This is a genomic window from Nonomuraea guangzhouensis (assembly GCF_019396345.1).
Classification (GTDB): domain Bacteria; phylum Actinomycetota; class Actinomycetes; order Streptosporangiales; family Streptosporangiaceae; genus Nonomuraea; species Nonomuraea guangzhouensis.
On sequence record NZ_JAHKRM010000039.1, the window covers coordinates 83,650 to 103,782 of the forward strand.

14 protein-coding genes are annotated in these 20,133 nt (G+C 66.4%); 10 read left to right on the top strand and 4 right to left on the bottom strand.

Annotated features, from left to right (window positions below):
- The first annotated feature begins 315 nt into the window (after positions 1-315).
- Complete coding sequence (locus KME78_RS52935) at positions 316-1,299, top strand: WD40 repeat domain-containing protein (protein WP_219537638.1); 984 nt, start codon at positions 316-318, stop codon at positions 1,297-1,299.
- Here the strand turns inward: KME78_RS52935 and KME78_RS52940 are convergent.
- The gene (locus tag KME78_RS52940) at positions 1,262-2,686 is read right to left on the bottom strand and encodes a glycosyltransferase (RefSeq protein WP_219537639.1); all 1,425 of its coding nucleotides are present in this window, start codon (positions 2,684-2,686) and stop codon (positions 1,262-1,264) included. The genes KME78_RS52935 and KME78_RS52940 overlap by 38 nt on opposite strands.
- Positions 2,687-3,408: 722 nt before the next feature.
- Here KME78_RS52940 and KME78_RS52945 point away from each other — a divergent pair.
- Entirely contained in the window at positions 3,409-4,509 is a 1,101-nt protein-coding gene (locus tag KME78_RS52945) for a hypothetical protein (protein WP_219537640.1), read from the top strand.
- Between the two features lie 402 nt (positions 4,510-4,911).
- Here the strand turns inward: KME78_RS52945 and KME78_RS52950 are convergent, their stop codons facing one another.
- The gene (locus tag KME78_RS52950; protein WP_219537641.1) at positions 4,912-5,286 is read right to left on the bottom strand and encodes a winged helix-turn-helix transcriptional regulator; all 375 of its coding nucleotides are present in this window, start codon (positions 5,284-5,286) and stop codon (positions 4,912-4,914) included.
- 289 nt (positions 5,287-5,575) lie between these two features.
- Between KME78_RS52950 and KME78_RS52955 the strand changes: the two genes are divergently transcribed.
- The 6 genes from KME78_RS52955 to KME78_RS52980 all read left to right on the top strand — a co-directional run bounded on the left by KME78_RS52955 (position 5,576) and on the right by KME78_RS52980 (position 11,591).
- Positions 5,576-7,123 (top strand): TnsB C-terminal domain-containing protein, encoded by a 1,548-nt coding sequence (locus KME78_RS52955; RefSeq protein WP_372455121.1) that lies wholly within the window; start codon positions 5,576-5,578, stop codon positions 7,121-7,123.
- The gene (locus tag KME78_RS52960; protein ID WP_219537643.1) at positions 7,120-7,305 is read left to right on the top strand and encodes a hypothetical protein; all 186 of its coding nucleotides are present in this window, start codon (positions 7,120-7,122) and stop codon (positions 7,303-7,305) included. The genes KME78_RS52955 and KME78_RS52960 overlap by 4 nt, the downstream gene beginning before the upstream one ends.
- 68 nt (positions 7,306-7,373) lie before the next feature.
- Positions 7,374-8,081 carry an AAA family ATPase gene (locus KME78_RS52965; protein ID WP_219537644.1) on the top strand — a complete coding sequence of 236 codons (708 nt, stop codon included), beginning with the start codon at positions 7,374-7,376 and terminating at the stop codon, positions 8,079-8,081.
- Positions 8,078-9,709, top strand: a complete 1,632-nt coding sequence (locus KME78_RS52970) for a hypothetical protein (protein ID WP_219537645.1) — start codon at positions 8,078-8,080, stop codon at positions 9,707-9,709. The genes KME78_RS52965 and KME78_RS52970 overlap by 4 nt, the downstream gene beginning before the upstream one ends.
- A complete protein-coding gene (locus tag KME78_RS52975) occupies positions 9,706-10,494 on the top strand; it encodes a hypothetical protein (RefSeq protein ID WP_219537646.1) in 789 nt (262 codons plus the stop codon). Before KME78_RS52970 ends, KME78_RS52975 begins: the two co-directional genes overlap by 4 nt.
- Entirely contained in the window at positions 10,491-11,591 is a 1,101-nt protein-coding gene (locus KME78_RS52980) for a site-specific integrase (protein ID WP_219537647.1), read from the top strand. Before KME78_RS52975 ends, KME78_RS52980 begins: the two co-directional genes overlap by 4 nt.
- A 41-nt stretch (positions 11,592-11,632) precedes the next feature.
- Here the strand turns inward: KME78_RS52980 and KME78_RS52985 are convergent, their stop codons facing one another.
- Together KME78_RS52985 and KME78_RS52990 are read right to left on the bottom strand one after the other, a co-directional pair.
- Complete coding sequence (locus KME78_RS52985; RefSeq protein WP_219537648.1) at positions 11,633-12,376, bottom strand: hypothetical protein; 744 nt, start codon at positions 12,374-12,376, stop codon at positions 11,633-11,635.
- Complete coding sequence (locus tag KME78_RS52990; protein WP_219537649.1) at positions 12,373-13,827, bottom strand: hypothetical protein; 1,455 nt, start codon at positions 13,825-13,827, stop codon at positions 12,373-12,375. Before KME78_RS52990 ends, KME78_RS52985 begins: the two co-directional genes overlap by 4 nt.
- An 821-nt stretch (positions 13,828-14,648) precedes the next feature.
- Between KME78_RS52990 and KME78_RS52995 the strand changes: the two genes are divergently transcribed.
- Both KME78_RS52995 and KME78_RS53000 read left to right on the top strand, forming a co-directional pair.
- Positions 14,649-19,160, top strand: coding sequence for a PDDEXK-like endonuclease domain-containing protein (locus tag KME78_RS52995; RefSeq protein WP_219537650.1), 4,512 nt, complete (start codon positions 14,649-14,651; stop codon positions 19,158-19,160).
- Complete coding sequence (locus KME78_RS53000; protein WP_219537651.1) at positions 19,147-19,956, top strand: hypothetical protein; 810 nt, start codon at positions 19,147-19,149, stop codon at positions 19,954-19,956. Before KME78_RS52995 ends, KME78_RS53000 begins: the two co-directional genes overlap by 14 nt.
- Positions 19,957-20,133 lie beyond the last annotated feature (177 nt).

Genomic DNA, 20,133 nt, shown 5'->3' on the forward strand with positions numbered 1-20,133 from the left:
TTTGCTCCAGAGGGTGCGGCCGGTAGGCGGCCGTGCTCGGAAACGCGAGAAGGTGACGGGCGGCCGCACTCGTACAGGTGGCCGGACGCATACGGATCCACGGGTCGGATTCCCCACTGTCTCGCCGGCGCTGCGGGCGCTCAGCGGGGCGGGTGACCCGCGTGCGCTGCAGATGCCGGCCTGGGCGCTCGATCGCGAGCCGATGCCGGACAAGGCCTATCTCGGATGCCTCCAGGAGTTCGTCCTTCCAAAGCCGCAGAACCGTCCAGCCGACGGTGAGGACGGCCTTTTGCCGTGTCGGATAGCTTCTGTCCCATGTCTGATGCACCGCTGCTTCTGAGCAGTGAAATACCTTCCTCACATCGGATCGAAGACCTTGCGGTGGTGGAAGTGGGTGATGCACCGCAGGTGGTCTGCGCCGACTGGGCAGGGACCGTGTGGACCTGGGATCCGCTGCGGGATGTGTGGAGCAAACCGTCGTTGACGTGCGCCTTCGCCGAGGATCCGGCCGCCGCCGCGTACCCGGATGCCGGGAACGAAATCCACTCAGTCGCTGTGGCCGTCTTCGATGGGCGGCTCGTGCTGGCTGCCGGTGGCTATGAACAGCCGGCGGCCATCTGGGACTTGGACAGTGGCGAGTTGCTCCGCGCGACGACGTATGTTGAGCCGTACGTTTACTCCATAGCCACGGTGAAGGGCGAGAACCCACCACGGTTCGCGATCGAAACTGACGTCGATATCGAGGTGTTGGGATTGCCCGCCGATGCGGCTCCGGTGGTGCTACCTGACGTGGGCGGTGGGCTTGCCGCCGCCCGGATAGACGGTCGCTCGCTGATTGTGTCTGTCAATGCCGGCGTGTGGGATCTGGCGGGCGGCGAGCAGTTGACGTCGCTTGACGGCGCTGGTGGACTGGGCGCCAGTGCCGTCGCTGTTTCCCGGATCGATGACCGCCCAATCATAGTCACGGGCACTGACGCAGGTGCGGTGTACGTGTGGGAGCTGTTCGGGGATGACAGTGATGAGCCGATCCGCAGTCCGTTGACCAGGCATGAGGGCCACATTTTGGCCCTGGACACTGCCGTGGTGGGTGATCGGCCCCTCGCGGTGACCGGAGGTCGCGATGAGACCCTGCGAATCTGGGACTTGGCCGATGGCACAGGAGTCGGTGCGCCATTGGTCGGCCATCGAGGCAGCGTAAAGGCCGTGGAAACCACCACTCTCCGCGGCCGCCACGTCGTCCTCAGCGGGGGTGAGGACGACGTCATTCGTGTCTGGGACCTAGCGGTTCTGCTGCGTTGAGTGTAGTTCGCGCTCGGAGACTGCGCGAGCGGAGTGCGTGCTCGAACGCCATGGCGACGGCGAACCCGCTGGCGTGTACCACCGCCTGCCAAGTGAACCCGAGCGCCAGCAAGGCTGCCGCGACGACGTCCCGCACAGCGAAAAAAGCGGCCGTCGCAGCGGCCAGGCAGGCCACCGCACAGGTCGTTTCCACCCAGGTGCTGCGCAGCACTCGACCCCGGCGTAACGGGGGCCGGAACTTGTTCGTGCGCTCCCAGCGGGCCGATCCGCCGAGCAGGACGCGCAACGCTGCCTTGGAGACGGTCGGACGCAGCGCGAGCAGAACGATACTGCCCCCGAGGGTCTCGGCGATCGAAGCGCCGACAACCCATCGGTACAGCGACCACCGCATGATCCAGCGAGCCACGACGAGAGCGGCTACCGCGAGCGACAACCGTGCATCCACCATCAACTGCTCACGCTGGGCGAGAATCGACAGCAGCAACGCTCCGGAGACCGGCAGGAGCAGAGTTTCCAGACTGTTGAGCAGGATGACCAGACCGTAGTGGCAGTGCCGGATCCGCTGCTCCAGGGTGAGCGCCGACGGGATCCGCCATGGACCCGGCAGGTAGCGCCGCCAGTGGGCCTTTACCTCCTGCCCCGGTCCGTACGTCCAGCGGAAGCGCTGTTTCTTCAGCGCCGTGAAGGTATCGGGGATGACGCCCCAGCCGTACCGCCGACGCAGGAAAACGGAGCTGTACCCGGCGGCGTGCAACCGCACGGAGAACTCGGAATCCTCGGTCAAGCACCACTCGGCCCAGCCGCCGGCCGCGTCCAGAGCGGCGAGGCGGATGACCGTCATGGTGCCCAGGGCGTTGCCCACGGTGTGCTCGTCTCGGGCGACCGTGTCAGTCTCATGCGGCAGCGCGTACGCAGCGTTGGCCATTCGGCCGTAGAGCGAGTCGTCGAAGTTCCGATATCCGTGCGGGCACTGGACGAAACCGAGTCGCGGATCATCGAAGTGGCCGACTGTGTGCGCCAGCCATTTGGGATCCACCTGGTAGTCCGCATCGAGCAGTGCGACAAGCTCGGTGTCGGGGTGCACCTGAGGACGGGCCCAGTTGAGGGCGCCGGCCTTCGCGCCGGTGATCCCCTCGACGTGCAAGAAACGGAACCGCGACCCAAGCCTGCGGCAGTGCTCTTCCACCGGCCGCCACACCGTCTCGTCCGTGGTGATGTTGTTGATCACTAGCACCTCGAAAACCGGGTAGTCGAGGCGGGCCAGCGCATTCAGCGTGCCGATCACCAGCGCGGGCGGCTCCGCGTACGCCGGCACCATGATGGTGACGAACGGTGCTCCGCCTGCTGGGGTGTCCAGCGGGTCATCGGTGAGGCGGCTCGCCGCCACCTCCAGCGCGGCGCCGTCTCCCAGCTCTCGTACGTTTGCATGAGGTTCGTGGGCATCCGGACCACGGCGACAACCCATACCAGCGTCATGAGCGTCACCGTGACAGGACCGATGGCGAACCCGGCCAAATGGGTTGCGGCCGACACAGCGCCCGCGGCGGATGCGATCACCAGCGTTGTCAGGGCGGTCGCTCCAGCCGGGCGCATCCCGCTTGCCCGCGTGGCCACCCCCGCGCAAGCCAGCCACCCCAGAGCGGCGACCAGCAACGTGTCCCACGGATTGATCCCGAGAGCCAGACCGGCCACGGTCGTCGGCGCATAGCAGAAGGCCGGCCCGGCGGCACGCCCCACCGCGCCAGGTACCCGCCCCTCACGCAGGCGGTAGGCCACCATCGCAACAGCGCACAGGTGTGCCACAGACGTGATCATCACGGTGGCGTCGACCAAGCTGAATCGTGTCACCATCGTCTCCAGGAACGCGCGACGCGTACCCGGCAGAGGCTAACGACGGCCCCTTGCGCGAACCTTTCATCGCCGCCAATGTCGAAGTGATGTACCAGCCCGTCCACCGCGCCGGTCTGCCGGTGCCGTACCGGACGCTGTCGCGCCCGCCGATCAGCAGGTGGGAGCAGAGCGCCGAGCATCGCACGGCGCGGCACCCGCTGTCGGTGTGGATGCCGTCCCTAGGATTTCGGTGGTCATCCGCGAGAGGAGAGAGCACCCATGGGAAAGCCCAACCCGCAGCAGCGTCGCGCGAAGAAGGCGGCACGTCGCAGGCAACGGCTCGCCGGCCGCCAGACGAACGCGGAGGAATCACGGAACGGACTGAAGGGCCATTTTCCGCCGCTGTCGTCGCCCGGGCCCACTTTGGCGGATCTCGGCTGGCAACGCCCGGTGAGCCGGCTGGTTCCGCTCGAAACGCCACGAACACTGGAGCAGCTGGCGCTCCGGCACAGGATCAGCGGCGAAGACCACGTCTGCGTCAACGGCCAGTGGTGGACTCCCGAGGAGTTCCTCGCTCTGGAGTGGATCGACGAGCTCTGCGATGACGAGGCTGATCAGGCCCGCGATGAGATCCTGGCCCGCTATGGCGAAAAGATCCCCGCCGATCTCGCGCTGCTGGACTTCAGCGCCCGCTCATTCCTCGGCGTCACGACCTGGAACGACTGTGGCATCGAAGCCCGATCTGAGCACGTCACAGCTCTCGCTCAGACTTCTGGCCTGCGCGAAGCCCTCGGTATCCTGCACCGCGGCGGCTGGATCACCCCCATGGCCGATGGGTTCCTCGACGCCCCCGGCCTCCTCCTGCAGCGGGTGCCGCCCGCGCCGCCGCACGTACGTCGCTGGCCCACCGCCAGCCACCTCTATACGCGGTTCCGGCTCGACCCGCTGCCCGCGGACGAAGTTCCCACCCTGGACACACTGCTTGACGCCTGCCGGTTCCAGTGGGATCTGCGAAGCGGTCTCCACCCGGCCACCAGCCTGACCTGGAGCCCAGAGCAGCTCAGCGCTCACCCCTGGCTGGCCGAGGGGGACAGCGAGCCCGACCCGCTGATGATCGACGAATATGAGCGCATCCTGGACCGCTACGGTGACGAGATCCCCGCTGACCAGGCGGTCATGGACCTCGCTGCCGTAGCCTTCCCCCACGTCATGGCCGGCAACTTCGACTTCACCGATGACACACAGATCATCCTCACCTTCGCCCAGACCGACGACATCCGCCAAGCCTTCGACATCCTTCATCGCGACGGCCTGCTCATCCCGATGGCCAACGGCCTGCTCCTGGCACCCACGCTCGCCAAGGTCATCGACGAAAGCTGATCAGGACGCTCCGGGATCACCTCACACCCAAGCCGGGGCCGTCATGAGCACCACCAACTGCACAAGCAGATCGAAACTCGCGCTCTTCACGACAGCGGAAGTGCAGTCGTGGACTTCGGGGGCCGCTTAGGGTCTCGGGCCGGTTGAGGGATGACCGGCCGCAGCTGGAGGTCGGCGCCCCTCACCGCTAGGTTCCCCGTCATGCCCAAGACTTCGTCGGGGACGGCTGCAGGGGCAACACCGGGCACGACCCTCTTCCAGGCCCTTCGTCAGGCCGTTGCGCACCGAGCCCTGACCGCGAGCGAGCGCGTCTGGCTCGTTGCGCCAAGCCGGGACCGTGTGCGCAGCCAGGGGAGGGGTCGGGAGAGTCGATCAGGCGCGCAACCTGGGAACATGCTGACCTCACCTGGATGAGCTGACGTCGAGGTAGCGCTCTCCCCAGGCGCTGACCTGCTGGAGCGTCGCGCACAGCCCGCGACCCAGGTCGGTGACCTGATAGATGATGCGTGTGGGTGGGCCTGGTTCGACCAGACGATGGACCAGCCCCTCCTCGTCCAACTGCCGCAGACGTTCCATCAAGACGCGGCGGGACATGTCAGGTACGGCCTGGGCGAGTTCGCCGAAGCGGGCTTGGCGCTGACACAGCAGATACAGAAGCTGAGGAACCCAGCGCCTGGTGAGCAACTCGAAGGCCGCTGAAGCCGCAGCCGGCAGGTGCAGGGGTTGTGAGGCGGGGATCGGGTCGGGGAAGTCCGTGGAGGATTCTTGGGGCCCCATCTTGGTTACTCCATAGCACCAGGTATTTTCTGGGGCTACGATGCGGCTACATAGTGACGTAGATCACATTGTCAGCAGGAGGTCGCGGCCCTTCCGAGCCACTGTAGTGCCGGGCGCCCCGGACGGCTATGGACGCTCAGACGGGCTGCCCAACGCTCAGTAGCGCAGTCCGCCGGATCGGAGGCCACACCGATGTCTCCCTTTCGAACCTGACTCAGGGTTCGGCACTTTCGACGACCCGCCGGATCGCCAGTCGGCAGTAGATCCGAAACCTCCATCACTACATGAGCTGCGCGGGCCGGCAACCCGCCGGTTGATCAGCCTGGATGCGCGCGGCGAACTGACGACCGGGCATGTGCGGCTGGTGGCCTCGTGCCTGGCCGCCTCAGAGCGGACCGTGTGGCGCTGGCTCGCGCGAGCTCGGGCCGACGGGCACTCCGAGCGCCAGCCGCGCAAGGCGTTCACCTTGACCGACGACCTGCTGGCGCACCTGGCGCTGCTGGGCGGAAACTGCGCCCGCCTGCACCGCGAGTTGGTCGCGCAAGAACGTGCGGGCGGGTCTGCAGCGCCCAGCCGACGCACCCTGTACCGGGCGGTCAATCGCGCGCTGACCCCTGGGGAAAAGGCCGGCATCCGCAAGGGCGAGCGGGCACGCCGCCGTTTCGATGTCCACCTGCGGCGGCCGACGGACGGTGAGGGCCATCATCGTAACGCGATCTGGGAAGGCGATCATGTCGAGATGCCGGTAAAGGTGGACGTCGATGGCCACCTGCGCAAGCCATGGGTGACCTGGTTCATCGACTGCGCCACCGATGCCGTCTGCGGGCTGGCCATCACTCCCACCTACCCCAACCGGGCCAGCGTCTTGGCCGCCCTGCGTGCTTCGATCATGCGTGATGACCGGTACGGGCCGTTCGGGGGCGTGCCGGCGGCCGTGCGGATCGATCGAGGCCGGGACTTCCTGAGCACCACGGTGGGAGCGGCTCTGGGCCGCTTCGCCGTGCTCGTGGGCGAGCTACCCGGCTACCACCCCCATCTAAAAGGCCGGGTGGAGGCGCTGAACGGCGCGGTACAGACGATGCACTGCAAGTCGCTGCCGCACTACACCGGCCAGGCCACCGAGCTCAACGGGGCGCCCATCGATCCCGATGCACCCGCGCTGCTGTTCGAGGACTTCGTCGAGCTGTTGCTGGACTGGGTGCGGGAATGGAATGTCGACCTGCCCAAACCCGCCCTGGCGGGCCGCACCCCGTTGCAGGCCTGGCAAGACGACGCCTGGCCCGTCGACGACATCCCGGCCAAGGACCTGCGCCTGTTCATGCTGGAGGACGACGGCCGCGTACGCACGATCACCGGCGACGGGATCTCATGGCGGAGCCGCATGTACGTGGGCCCCTGGATGACCGGCAAGGGCAACGCCGGGAGGAAGGTACGCCTGCGGTACATGCCGCACCATGACCACGAAATCGAGGTGTTCGACGCGGTCACCGGCCGCCATCTCGGCCCCGCCGATCTGTCTGATCAGGCCTCCAAGCAGCAGGTCGCCGCGGTACTGGCGTCGCGCCGCACCGCGAGCAAGCGCGTCAAACAGATCCTCAAAGCCGCCGCGAAAAAGCGCCGGGTGCGTTATGCGGCCGTCACCCAGGCCGAGCCGCCACGCGTTCTGGGCGCGCTGACCTCCGAGGAGGCCAGCGCCGAGTTGCAGCAGGCCGAGCAGGGCGAGCGGCCCCTGCCCGTCAACCCCGATCTCATCCCGCTGAGGCCGCCCGCCGCGGGCTGGGTCCTTCCCAGACCACCACAGCAGACTCCCGCACCAGAACAGGACGATCAGTCATGAGCGCAGTTTCGGGGTTCTTCCCAGGCGACGGTAACGGCAGCGCGTGGATGCACGGAGAGGCCGGAATCGGCAAGACGCTGTCGATCACCGCCTCGCGTGCTGCATGGGAGGCTGCTCCAGCAGCCGCCCCAGGCCACAGCATCGAGCGGAGCGCCAGTGCCGAGCAGGGCGATGCCTCGTGAGCGCGGGTTTTGTGGATCCCTTGGGCGAGAGCCGTGATCACTTCCTGCGGCTGAAGGGCGCCAGCGTCGTGGTCACCGACGCGCTCCAACGGACCCAGGACAACCTGGCCATCGCCATCGAAGAGCGCGCCATGGCCTGCATGCACGGCGGTGCCGGTCTGGGCAAGACGCTGTCGGTGAACGCCTCGCTGCGCGAACTGGCGCCGGCCGACACCATCCGCGTGCAGTTCCGCTCCCACCCCTACCCTCGCGACATCCGCGGTGTCCTGTTCGACGCGCTCGAGCTGCCGGGTCTCAAACCCAGCCACCCCCTAGAATTCGACACCCTGCTCAAAAAGACGCTGTCGGAACGCTTTCGTGTGCTGGTCTGCGACGAAGCACAGTGGCTGTCCACCGAGTGCTTCGAACTGTGGCGGCACCTGTGGGACGACCCCGACACCGACATCGCCATCATCTTCGTCGGGGGCGCCAACTGCTACAAGGTGCTGCAGCGCGAGCCCATGCTGGCCTCACGCGTGCTGCTGTGGCAGAAGTTCGAACGGCTGACGCCCGCCGAGGTGATGACGGTGATGCCGGTCTACCACCCGATTTGGGCCGAGGCGGACCTGGAGATCCTCTTGCAGGCCAACAGGCACGCTGGGCACGGCAACTTCCGCGCCTGGGCACGCGTCACCGTCTTGGCGGTGCGGGCGCTGAAACACCTCCAGCGCACCACGGTCGATGAAGAGGTGCTGGCCTGGGTGTTGGACAAGCTCGGCGGCCAGGACGCCGCATGAGCTCCGCGACCGCTTGTGTTCAGGAGCCGCTCGCCCACACCGCGTCGGTGACGATCCTGCTGGATCCGCACGATGACTACCATCTCACGCACGCAGTCCTCGCCGCTCACGACCCGGCACACGGCGTGCTGATCGTCCATCCGACGGTGGGCGACAACCGCTTTGTCGGGCTCGCACAGGACATCCTGGTCGCGTTGGGCAAGAGCACCACGGTGGTGTCCGAAGGGCGGTCTGCGGCAGCCGCGGCCTGGCACACCGCCACTGCCTGGGTGATCGCGGCACGGATTCGCCGGCTCGTGGTGCTGCGGACTCACCTCTTGCCCAGAGCTGTGGTGGCGCGGCTGACACACCTGGCCACCGAGTCGGGAGCGGCGTTGACGCTGGTCTGGCACCACAGCCCACCTGAGAGCTGGGACCGGCTGATCCCGCAGGCCACGCTGCGGGTACTGGAGCAGAGTCCATCGCTGGAGGAGGCCCTCGCACCCGGCCCTGTGCCCGGCGCGCCCGAGGCCACCCCGGCGATGCAGTGCAGTGCGATCGTGCCCGACTGGCAGCGTCGCGACATGCATCGCCTCATGGACCAGCCGTTGCCGCGGGTACCCCGAAGCGGCCTGCTCCGCTTTCGCGCCGATGCCCGGCGGGAGCTCAGTCGTGAAGCCTTCGCCCGCGTCGATCTGCTGTATGCCTCGGCCATGGACTCCGCCTGCGCGTTCTTGTCCGCTCACCCCGCCTTCAGCATCGCTGGCTCGACCCTTGGCCCGCCTTCCGGCACGCAGGCGAAAGTCACGGCCAGGCAGCCCTTTGAGGCACCTGATCAAGATGAGCAATCCGGCACCACCAACGCCGAGATCGGTGAGCGTGGCGGCCACACCGTTTCAGGCTCTCCCGCCCGTCCCGTCGGTTCTGCAGAACCCCTCGAAGGTGACGATGAGGAAGCGGCCATCGGCGTGCTTCCCGCGACGGCTCCCGACCTGCCGCGCCCATGGCAGGATCAGGGCGCGATCGTCAGCTTCATCCTCGACCTCATCGCCGAGGCCGGCTCCGATGAGCACACCATCACGCTGCTGCGCGGCGCCCAAGCTGGCCTGCTGCTGCATGGCCTGCACCTGCGTCTGCCTCCCGACGTAGACAGGACCGGCGGGCCGGGGACGCGGCAACCACCGTTGACACCCGCAGCAGCGGCGCAGATCCGCACCCACCTCAACAACCCCGCCCATGCCGGAGCCCTGGCGGCGTACCTGGCCACCGGCCTGACCGCGTGGGAATTGAGCGTGGCCCAAACAGGTGACCTGTCCCCGGACGGATCAACCCTGCGTCAGCAAGGGGAGATCACGGTGCACTATCCCATCCCGGTGTACGCCAGAGATCTGCTCGTCGCCGCCCGTGCGCTCGCGACGGTGCAAGGTGGCGGCTCGGATACACGTTTCCTCGCCGCAGGCATCGGCCCACGCGCACAGCTTCTGGAATTCAACGCACACCGGTGCGACCTCCATCTGAACCGGCCCCTACCGGTCGAGCCCGGCATGGGCTGGCCTCTGCAAGCCCGCTGCTTCTGGGCCGCTGAAGCGGCTCACCCACGCCGGCCCGGCAAACGCCCGCGCCGCGCCCGTCCCCGGAAGCAGTCATGAACATCGACGCCAGCCGACTCTGGCAACGCGCCCACGAACTCGGCGACGGTGATTTCGCTGCGGCGGTGGCGGCCATCATCGGCCCGCCTCCGGAATCCGAGGCCGCCGCTCCCATCGATGCTGACACGCTGACCGCCGCACAGATGATCTCCTTGCAGATCATGCTGGATCTACCAGCGTGGACATGCGTAGCCAATTACAACAACGGCCACTTCATTCCCGCCGCGCTGCAACAGCCCTACGCCGACGCGCGAGCGCTGCACGTGGCTCTGACCGCGTTCGGCCCGCTGACCGACGGGGACATCAGGGACGCCTTCGGCTGGGACGCCCACCAATATCACGCCGCCGAGCAGACGCTGCACCGCCTCTTGATCGGCAGCGGCCACCACCTGGTGCGCGCCGGAGACCTGGTGATGCTGCAACCGGAGCAGCACGTGCTGCCCGGGCAGGTGGCGCGTCGCCTGGCCGCCCGGCAAGTGGACCTTCGCGGCGACGTGTCGACGCGCGAGGCAGGGATACTCATCGCCGCCGTGCGGCGGCGCCAGCGTCCGTCCTCCCGGCGCCCAGTGACTCTCTCTCCTGCCTGCCACGCACTGCTCGCGCAGCGCGGCATCGCCACCGCCGATGCCGACGCGGGCGACACCAACCCGCACCAGGATGAGGAGCAACGCGTCAGGCTCACCCTGCACCCCGATGTCGTCTTCGCCTTCGACCTGGACGAGAGGCCGATGCCCGACCTTCGGCCCAGCGCAGCACCCGGTCAGCCCTCAGGGGAGCGGTCATGACACCGCAACCCCCCAAGCGATCGAACCAATCCGACGCCGCCGCCTTGGACGAGGTAGAAGAGCTCAGCACGAGTCTGAGCACGATCGCGCCGGCCGGCCGACTCCGCGCCCGTCTGCTGCAACGCGACCCGCACAGCGGCCCAGCTCTGGATGAGACCTTGGTCGCCACCGCAGCATGGCTGGCGAACAAGGACCCCGACATCCGCGCGGACCAGTTGGGACAGCTACGCTCCTGGCTGCGCCACTGTGAACGTGAACACGTGCATCCACTGCGCGCCCAGGTGTGGGACGTGATCCGATGGCTGGACTCGCTGGCGCCCGGCCGGACGCCCACAGCCGTGCCCAGCGCTCTGGCCTCGCTACGCTCGTGGTACTCCCAACTGCACCACCGCGGCATCTGCGCTAGCCATCCCGCCGCTGACCTGTGCCGCGCTCCCACCGTAGCCGCCCACGAGCCGTCAGGCACCCACGGCGTCTCCGCCAGCGCAACCCTGGTCGACTATGCCGAGGGCCACGCCGTGGCGTGCGGCGATGAAACGGAATGGAACGAGACGAACTGGCGTGACGCAGCGCTGATAGCCATCTGGTTCCACACCGCCATCGCACCACCGGCGCTGCTGGACCTGGACCTGGCTGAACTGCAATGGAAGCCGGGAACCACACACGCACCAGAGCGAGGCGCGGCCTGGCATGGCGATCACGAACGTGACCGGGTGCCGCTGGCCGGTCAGCCGGCCCGCCTGCTGGTGCGCTACCTCACGCGTCGCGCGGCCCGCCAGCGGCTGCCCCTTGAGCAGTTGCTCGGCCCGCTCCTGGCCACCGCGCCGCTCCAGCGAACGCCCGACCAACGCCTGACGGACATGGAGGTGATCAACATCCTGGCGCGGTTCGCCCCGGAGTGCGGCCTGCCTCCCCGAGCTGGCCTCACGCCCTGCCCGACCGGGCACACCGACGCGGACCACCGGCCCGCGCCCCGCACGATACATGCTCCCGGAGACGCTGACGGGGAGCCGAGCGGTGCTCCGCTACGCTGGGGCGCCTTGACGATCAAAAGCCATCGTGGTGATCAGCCCATCGCGGGTCCGGTCATATCGTAGGCGTCTGCGGCTGGAACGGCTGTCGGTCACGCAGCACAACCTCATAGAGGGCGCCCGGCACGGCCATGTTGCGACCCTTCAGGCAGCTCCGCCGTCGCTGTTGCCGGGCCCGGTTCCGGCGGGCCGCAAGGCGCGGGCGCATCGGTGAGCAGCAGCGCGAATAACAAATCGGGGTGTAGGGAGCAGGAGATGGCCGGATCGACAGCGGGGGCCGCCGGCGGTTGATCATCATGCGGCATCGACATGCTCACCTGGTGCAGGAGTGTCAACAGGGGCACACAATCTTCGACGGTAAGTGGGTTGGCTCGCGCACGGACAGCCGATAGGGCACTGGTCGCGTACGGGCTGGGAAAGCGGCTGGCGATGAGATAACCGTCCTGCTCACGCAGCAACGCGAAGGGGGTCTTCTGCAGGCGCCGGGTGAGCGTATCCACAGCGGTCACGACCCGGTCGACGGGCCAGCGCAGCACGATCGACAGCGTCTCGACCGACACCGGGCGGGGCCGGGAACGCGGGGCGAGTAACGCCTCGAGAACGTCGGCATCTGCAGGGTGTTCGCTCAGCGCATTGGGGACAGCGACGATGAGGTCGGCGGGATGCAGCCCGAGAGATTCGGCAATCTCGCACAGCCACGCGAGCGTGACCCGATCGGGGCGCAGCACACGGTGCAAGTCACGGAGATGGATGCCGATTTCGGCGACGAAGACGGCGTCGTCCCAGCCAAGCTCGGCAGCGCGCGACTCGATGAGCGCGAGGTCGAGCGTGTAGACGGTGGGAGAGGTCATGGGTACCCTCCTTGATCTGCCGAAAGGCACTGTCCGCTGTCGCCGTCCCGCTCGTGAAGCGATCGGCCGACCTGCCAGCAGCCGGCGAGAGCGTGCCAGGAACGGTGGACAGGCCGACCGGCGAAGGCGTCGGCTGCCAGCAGCACACCGCACACCTCGGCAGCCGACTCCAGTCGCTCTCCATTGCGGCCGATGACCTTTGCCAGGCGCTGACCGGCTCGCACAGGCGCCAGGCAGCCGAAGACTTTGGCGGCCACCACTAGATCGCGCCCATGCCGGGGGATGCCGAAGCGATCGTGACCCATCGTTACGAAGCCGGCTTCGTCGTCGATCGCCTCGACTCTCAGTTGCGCCACAACGCTCGCGGGCTCGCCTGTGATCACGGCCATGCTCAGCGCGGCGGCTACCCAGGGGTGAGCTATCTGGTTACGGATCCGGCCGGCCACCACGGGGGTGAACCCTTGCGGGCCAAAGCCAGGACCGTGTGCTGTGCTCAGATCTTCGGGCGGGCTCAACAGCAACCCATGGCGGAGAAATGCTGCCTGGGCGCCGCGGATGCGGGCCACAGCGTGGCCGGCGGTGGGCGCGTCGGCCACCAACCCGGACAAGAACGCTTGCAGTCCGATGTCATGCCACAGGAGAGGGTAGCGGTCAGGAGGGCCGCCCAACCTCGGCAGCGTTATCCTCGGCAGCCGTCCCAAGAGCTGGTCGGTCAGAGTGAGCCCGTCGAACAGGCCGATGGTGGTACTGGCAGGAAGAAGGCGCGGCTGGGGCGCGGGAGTGTGATGGCGCAGCCATCGGCAGGCGGCCTGAAGGCCGTGCCGATACTCGGCATCGACCCGGGCGAACTCGGCACTACTCAATCGCCGGTAGGCATCGGCGCGATACCAGGGCAGTGATGCCGCTACCGTGTGCGGAAAGTCTTCGGCGCGTTCATCGCGCTGACCGATAGCACCGCTCACCTCCGCGCTGCTGTGCGCGGTGGTGAGCCCAGTCGCAGGCTCGACAGCGGGCGCGGCCGGAAACTCGCTGTGGGGATCGAAGCTGATGCGGTAGTCAACACCTGTCAGCTGGCCGCGTAGCGACGCCGCGATGTGACGGCGATGATGCACCAAGACCAGGTGCACGCCGCTCGCCGAGCGCAGCTCGAGCAGCAGTCGCCAGCGCCGAGCGGTCAGCAGATGAGCACGCAGCACGACCAACGTCGTGATATGCGCGATTCGCATCCAGGTGGCCACGGCCGCCCAAGCCGAGGCGGAGTCCGGTAACTGCTCGACGGTCAGCCGAATCGCTCGCTTGCCCAGGGCTAACAGCAGATCCTGGGCCAGGACCTGATCCCCACTGGCCGCAGGCGTCGGATGCACCGCCACACAGCCGTGGTCGGGCGCGTGCGCCGCCAGCGCCGCATCGATGACAGCGCGTTCATCCTGCGGATCCAGCAGAACCGTCACCGGGGGCGCGCTCACAGCAGCGAGGGGGTGAGCGTACTCATCGCTGGCCCACGACATAACGGCTCCTCCGATCGGCTCCCGTGCGGGCTCGGCATAGCCGGGCACGGTTCTGCTTCGGTCTCAACACCATCCTGATGGCGCATCGTTCAGCTGATCAATGCTTTGAGTAATCTGCTGCGCCGTCTCGTTGCAGACGATGCCCATGATGAGACGGCGCAGATCACCGCCCCAAACAAACGATCAACTAGAGAAAGCCTGAAGGGCTTAACGGCCGGCTGAAGGGCTTCGACCCCGATCCCGCACCGAGCGACACCACAACCGAACTCGACGATCACAACACCGCCGACTCGCCGATCCCCACAGGGAAAGCGCCACCAGGACCTCCAGCCACGATCCAGAACGTCAACACGCAGCACCACTCCGGCCCCGAGCTTCGCCATCTCCAGCGGCGCGATTCTCGTGCTCCTCCAGCCGGCCGGGCCGCCGCAGACGGCGCGGCCTGACCAGAAGAACATGGCACGGACGTCCGTGCCTGGCGTGCCGCCGAGAAGCTTTCTCCTCGTGGAGGCAATCGTCGCATCTTAAGATTACTGATGCGATGTCTCATGAGGGAAAATTCGCTATTGATTTCGAAATCCATATTTTTGAAGAGATCACCTGGCTCCCTTCGACCTGTTGATGGCCGGGAGCACCGAAATTAGGAGGGCCGCTATTAGATGCGTGCGGGCATCCCTTACGGCCACTTTGGCTGCGATACTTGAGCAGTTGTTGCTGATCATGCATTCTGAAGGGCTGGGCTGTCAGAAGGGTGACCTTTCGTTATGCAGTCATCAACCGCGAGAACTGCCCAAGACCCCAAAGTCCTCGAGACCACCATACACCTCGTCAGTTACCTACGTGATCTCGCTCGTGCCGGAAAGAAACCGATTCGCGACTGCCGTGATTACCCGAACGTCTGGTGGCTCGCCGAGTTGCCCGAGGACACACCTGTTCATCGCGACCACAGCGATGAGATTCTTCTGGAATTGGCGTACGAGCCTCACTTGCCTCCGCCCGATCCGCCGCCTGCCCTCGATGGCCGTGTCGACCCTCGCCAGCTTGCCAATCCATGGGGCAGTGCGCCGGCTTTTCGTGATCCGCCTCCGCAGCGAGAGCCTGTCCCTGCAAGCGGCACACCTGCGATCCCCGCGCCCGGCAGTGAGCCCGGCAGTGAGCCCGGCAGTGAGCCCGGCGCGGCCGCAGGTAAGGCCTGGCTGGATGCCTGGCATCGATGGGCTGAAGCCGAGCGGCGCGCGCAGCCGCGTCGTGACCTCTATCAGGAACTCCTGTCTGCGGCCCGTCAGATCGATCAGCACGACGACACTCTCGAAGCCGTACTCGGAGTCGGGCTGCTACGCGCGGCACCGCAGGATAGGAAGAAAGTCCACCGCCATCTGATCACCGTCAGGGTCGAACTTCTCATCAACCGCGAAACGACCACCATCACCGTGAAACTCGCTCAAGAAGCGATACCGCGGTTTGAGGACCGGCAGTTTCTCGAAGCGGAGGACGGTTTCGCTGCCGATCGAGTCGAACCGTTGTGGAAGGCGCTTCAGAAAAGAGGGCATCACCCGCTCTCCGATGATATATGCGACTTGCTCGAAGAATGGCATTCCCGGGCATTCGGCTATTCAGCACAGTTCGACCGGACCTGGAGCAAGCCGGATCCGGAAGATGAGACCCCCATCACCGCCGTCGCGCCCGCGCTGATCATCCGTGAGCGCGACAGCGATCTCCTCGTCGAGTGCTACCAGCACATCCTCGAAACACTGGAAAAACCTGACATTCCCGCTCCCCTCGGGCTCGCCCAGCTGGTCTTCGATCTGGAGAAGGACGAGCGCATCGCATGGCGCACCAGCTCTGGCCAGCAGGCCGATCTCCTTCTCGGCGATGATCCGCTGTTCCCGCTGCCCACCAACGCAGCCCAGCGTTCAGTGCTGCAACGGCTGCAGCACGACACCGCTGTCGTCGTCCAAGGACCTCCCGGAACCGGTAAGACGCACACCATCGCCAACCTCATGGCCGCCTTGCTGGCACGCGGCAAACGCGTCCTGGTCACCAGCGCGAAGGACCAGGCATTGAAGGTCGTGCGCGACCAGCTCCCGTCTGCTCTTCAGGACCTGTGCGTGCAGTTCTCCCACCGTTACGCCAAGGGCTCCGACGTGCTGGTACGTACCATTTCGGCCTTGTCGGACCGGGTGGCGAGCAGTGATGCGACAGAGATCCGCCACATCATCGCCACGCTGCATGATCAGCGGGCCCAGACACTCCACCAGCGTGCCCATCTCCAAGAGCAGGTCTTCCAACTTCGTGAGAGCGAAACGCTCACGTTCAGCCCATCTCCAGGGTATGAGGGCACGCGAGCCGACATCGTCGAAGCCGTGCGACAGCAGGCCTCCGTGTTCGGCTGGATCGATCCACTTCCGGATCCGGCGCCGCCGGATCCGCCCCTGAGGGAGACGGAAGCACGGGAACTCGCCAATCTGCTGGGCGGAGCGGATCCGGATCGACTCCGGTTGTCGCGCGAATTTCTGCCCGCCGAGAGCGATCTGCTGTCGCCAGCCGAATTCCGCGCCTTCGTCGCGGCGACGGCAAGTGAGCACGAACCCGGACCGACTCCGCTCGGCGAGCAACTGGCAGCGCTTCCGGCCGATCAAGTCGAGGCCATCGATGTGCACTGCAACATGGCGCTGGACGCTTTGCACCGGCTCGGCATGCCCGACCGCGCTGCTCGGTGGGACGACACCGATTGGCGCACCACCGCATTGAGGTGCGGCCTGTCACAACGAGACCAATCGCTGTGGCGGACCCTGGAGCAGATGACACACAAGGCCGTAGGCCAGCAGCGAGAACTCACCGGCCTCGGGCCTCGCCATGTCGTCCTCGCTCCCGCTGAACTCGACGTCAAACGCGCGAGAGTCAGCGCGGCACACGACCTGAGCCAATACCTGGCCAACAGGGCTCAACGTGGCCTAATCAGACCCAAGGCGGTCCGGAGCGCCGAACGGCTCCTGGCCGGATGCAGCGTCGACGGCCAGCCACCACAGAGCTACAAGAGTGTCGAAGCCTTGCTGATACATCTCGAAGCCGAGGCTCTCGTCGCCCTCTTGGATGAGTACTGGCAGCACGCCGGTGTTATCCCCAGACCAGGTCCGCTGATCGCGCGGTTGTCCGACCTGTGCGATCGAGCCAGCGACTTGACCGCGATAATGTCATTCGTCGGCGCCATCCAACATATTGGCGCCACATTGCGATACAACCGCCTGCGCCACCTCATCCAGGCAGCTGACGGATGGGACGAACTGCTCGAGAACATCGCGTGGAGCCGACGCCAGATCATAGCCAGGCATGCCACCACAGAGCTGGACCTCATCGCCGCCAAACTCACACCGCGACCGAACGAGACCGCAGCGGCCGTGACGCAGACCCTGCAGCGCGCTGTCCACGATCGGGACACACATGCATATGAGCACGGGGCCGATGCGCTCTCGGCCGCCATCATCAGGAAGGATGAGCAGCGACGCTGCGACGGGCTGCTGGACCAACTCCGGGCGGCGCACCCGCGGGCAGCCGCAGCCATCGCCGCCTCACCCACCGCTCCAAGCTGGACCGACCGGCTGGCCACCTTCGCGGCTGCATGGCACTGGGGCAGGGCCGCTGCGTACTGCCGCCGGTTCAGCGATCCCGACCTGGACCGGAAACTCACCTCCGCGCTGGAGGAAGCCGAACAAGCCGTCGGCGACATCACCGCCGAGCTGGCCGCGCAAGAAGCCTGGCTGCGCTGCCTGACGCGCATGACACAGCAGCAACGACAAGGCCTGCAGGCCTACAAAAACCGGGTGAACGAGCTGGGCAAGGGCACGAGCAAACGCTACGCCGAGCGGTATCGCCAAGGCGTGCGCGATGCCATGGCCATCGCCCGGGAGGCGGTTCCGGCATGGATCATGCCGCTGCCGCTGGTCGTGGAGACCATCCAGCCCGACCCCGACTGCTTCGACGTCGTCATCGTCGACGAGGCCAGCCAGATGCGGGTCGATTCCGCCTTCCTGCTCTGGCTCGCGCCACATGTCATCGTCGTCGGCGACGACCAGCAGTGCACTCCCTCGATGATCTCCTACGGTGAGCTGAAGCCCATCCACGACCGGATCGACCAGCACCTGCCGGATCTGCGGCCGGCCTTCCTCGACGACTTCGCCCCCACCTCGAACCTGTACGCGCTGCTTCGAGCACGCTTTCCCGACGTCGTCCTGCTCACCGATCACTACCGGTGCATGCCCGAGATCATCGGCTGGTCCTCCAAGCAGTTCTACCGTGACAACCTCGTTCCGCTGCGCCAATTCGGCGCCGAACGACTCGACCCGCTCCAGGTCGTGAACGTCGAAGGCGGCCACGTCGAAGGCGTCGAGCATCGGATCAGGAATGAGCCCGAGGCTAAGCAGATCGTGGACACGCTGGGCAGGCTTTTTGCCGATCCTCACTACTCCAACAAGACCTTCGGCGTCATCGTGCTCCAGGGAGACGGCCAGGTCCGCCTCCTGGAACGCCTTATCAACGAGCACATTGACGCCGCCGACATCGAGCGTCACGACCTGCGCTGGGGACAACCGCCGGACTTCCAGGGCGACCAGCGTGATGTGATCCTCCTGTCGATGGTCGTCACGGACCCTCCCAAGATCGCCAGCAGCACAGTCCAGCAGCAGCGGTTCAACGTGGCGGCGAGCCGAGCACGCGACCAGATGTGGCTGTTCACCTCAATCCCGGCCCACCGTCTCAAGCACGACGATCTGCGGTATTCGCTGCTGACGTGGATGTCCGACCCGGCGCTCAACGAGTTCGGTCAACAAGAACCGGCTGATGTCTCCCCTGACAGCCTTCAGCGGCCCTTCGAATCGCTCTTCGAGCAACGCGTCTATCTCCGTATCCGCGAGCGCGGCTACCGCGTCGTGCCGCAGGTACCCGCCGGCGGCAAGCACATCGACCTGGTGGTGGTCGGCTCGAAAGGCAGGCTCGGCGTCGAATGCGACGGCCGCTTCTGGCACACCACCCCCGACCAAGTACGCCACGACATCCGCAGGGAGCAGGAGCTCCGGCGCGCGCGCTGGGAGTTGTGGCGGCTTCGAGAAAGCGACTTCTACCTCGACCCCGACCGCGCCCTGGAGCCCCTGTGGCGCGAACTCGACAGGCGCGATATCAGACCCGGAGCCATCCAGACCCGAAAGCCGGCAAGACCCTCGCCCTGGCAGCCCATCACCCTGCACGACGGCGAAGAGAGGAACCGCGATGGAACGCCTTGACGACAACTCCCTGCGCCAGCTCGGTCGCGTCATCTGCGGCGATGACATGCCGTACGCGCGACGGAGCTACGAACTGCCCAAGTTCCTCAAAGACGCCGACTGGACAGAGGTTCCCGACTATGAAGACGGCCCTCGCCTCGAATGGATCACGCAGCGGCTTCGTGAGCGACGTGATCACGTCGACGACATCGAACGCGTCATCCTCCGGCTGTGCGACCAAAGGGAATACATGGGCGAACCGCCCGACACCGCAGCCCAGATCACCAAAGTGGTCAACGAGTTCCTCGTTCACGAGGGTTACAAAGTCGAACGCCCAGCGGGACGACCATGCATCGTCGAATGCGAACCCGGGTCGGCATCACCAGGCTCCCTCGCACCGGTCACCCTCAAGGTGACGATGTCCCAAGTCGTCCACGACCCAACGTTCGCGAAGGTCCTCCAGGGCCGCCTGGACGAGGCTCGCACCTGCACCGACAACGGCTGCCACGTGGCCGCGATCATCATGCTGGGAAGCCTCCTGGAAGGAGTCCTCCTCGACGCCATCCACACCCGGCTGGGACAGCCCTCATCCCCGCCGCAGCAACACACCATGCATGACCTCATCAATCTGGCCCGCCGGCACCGCTTCATCGGCCTGGACGTGCAGAAGTTCTGCCACACCTTGCGCGACTACCGGAATCTGGTTCATCCCCACGCACAGGTACGCATGGGCGAGCCGCCCGACAGGGACACCGTCGACATGTGCTGGCCCGTGGTCAACGCCACTCTCAACGATCTTGCGGCTTCGGCATCGTGACGATCCATCCGTCAGCTCCAGACGCTGGAGGAACTGTCTGAGATTTCCTGTACGCACCCAAGCCGTGTGGGTTGAGTGTTCCCGGTGGCGTAGCGTGCGAGGGTCAGTTCCGTACTCAGCGAGGAGGAGCACGGGGCTGGCTTTCGCTTTGTGAAGCCGGTCCGCGGCGACCCCGGC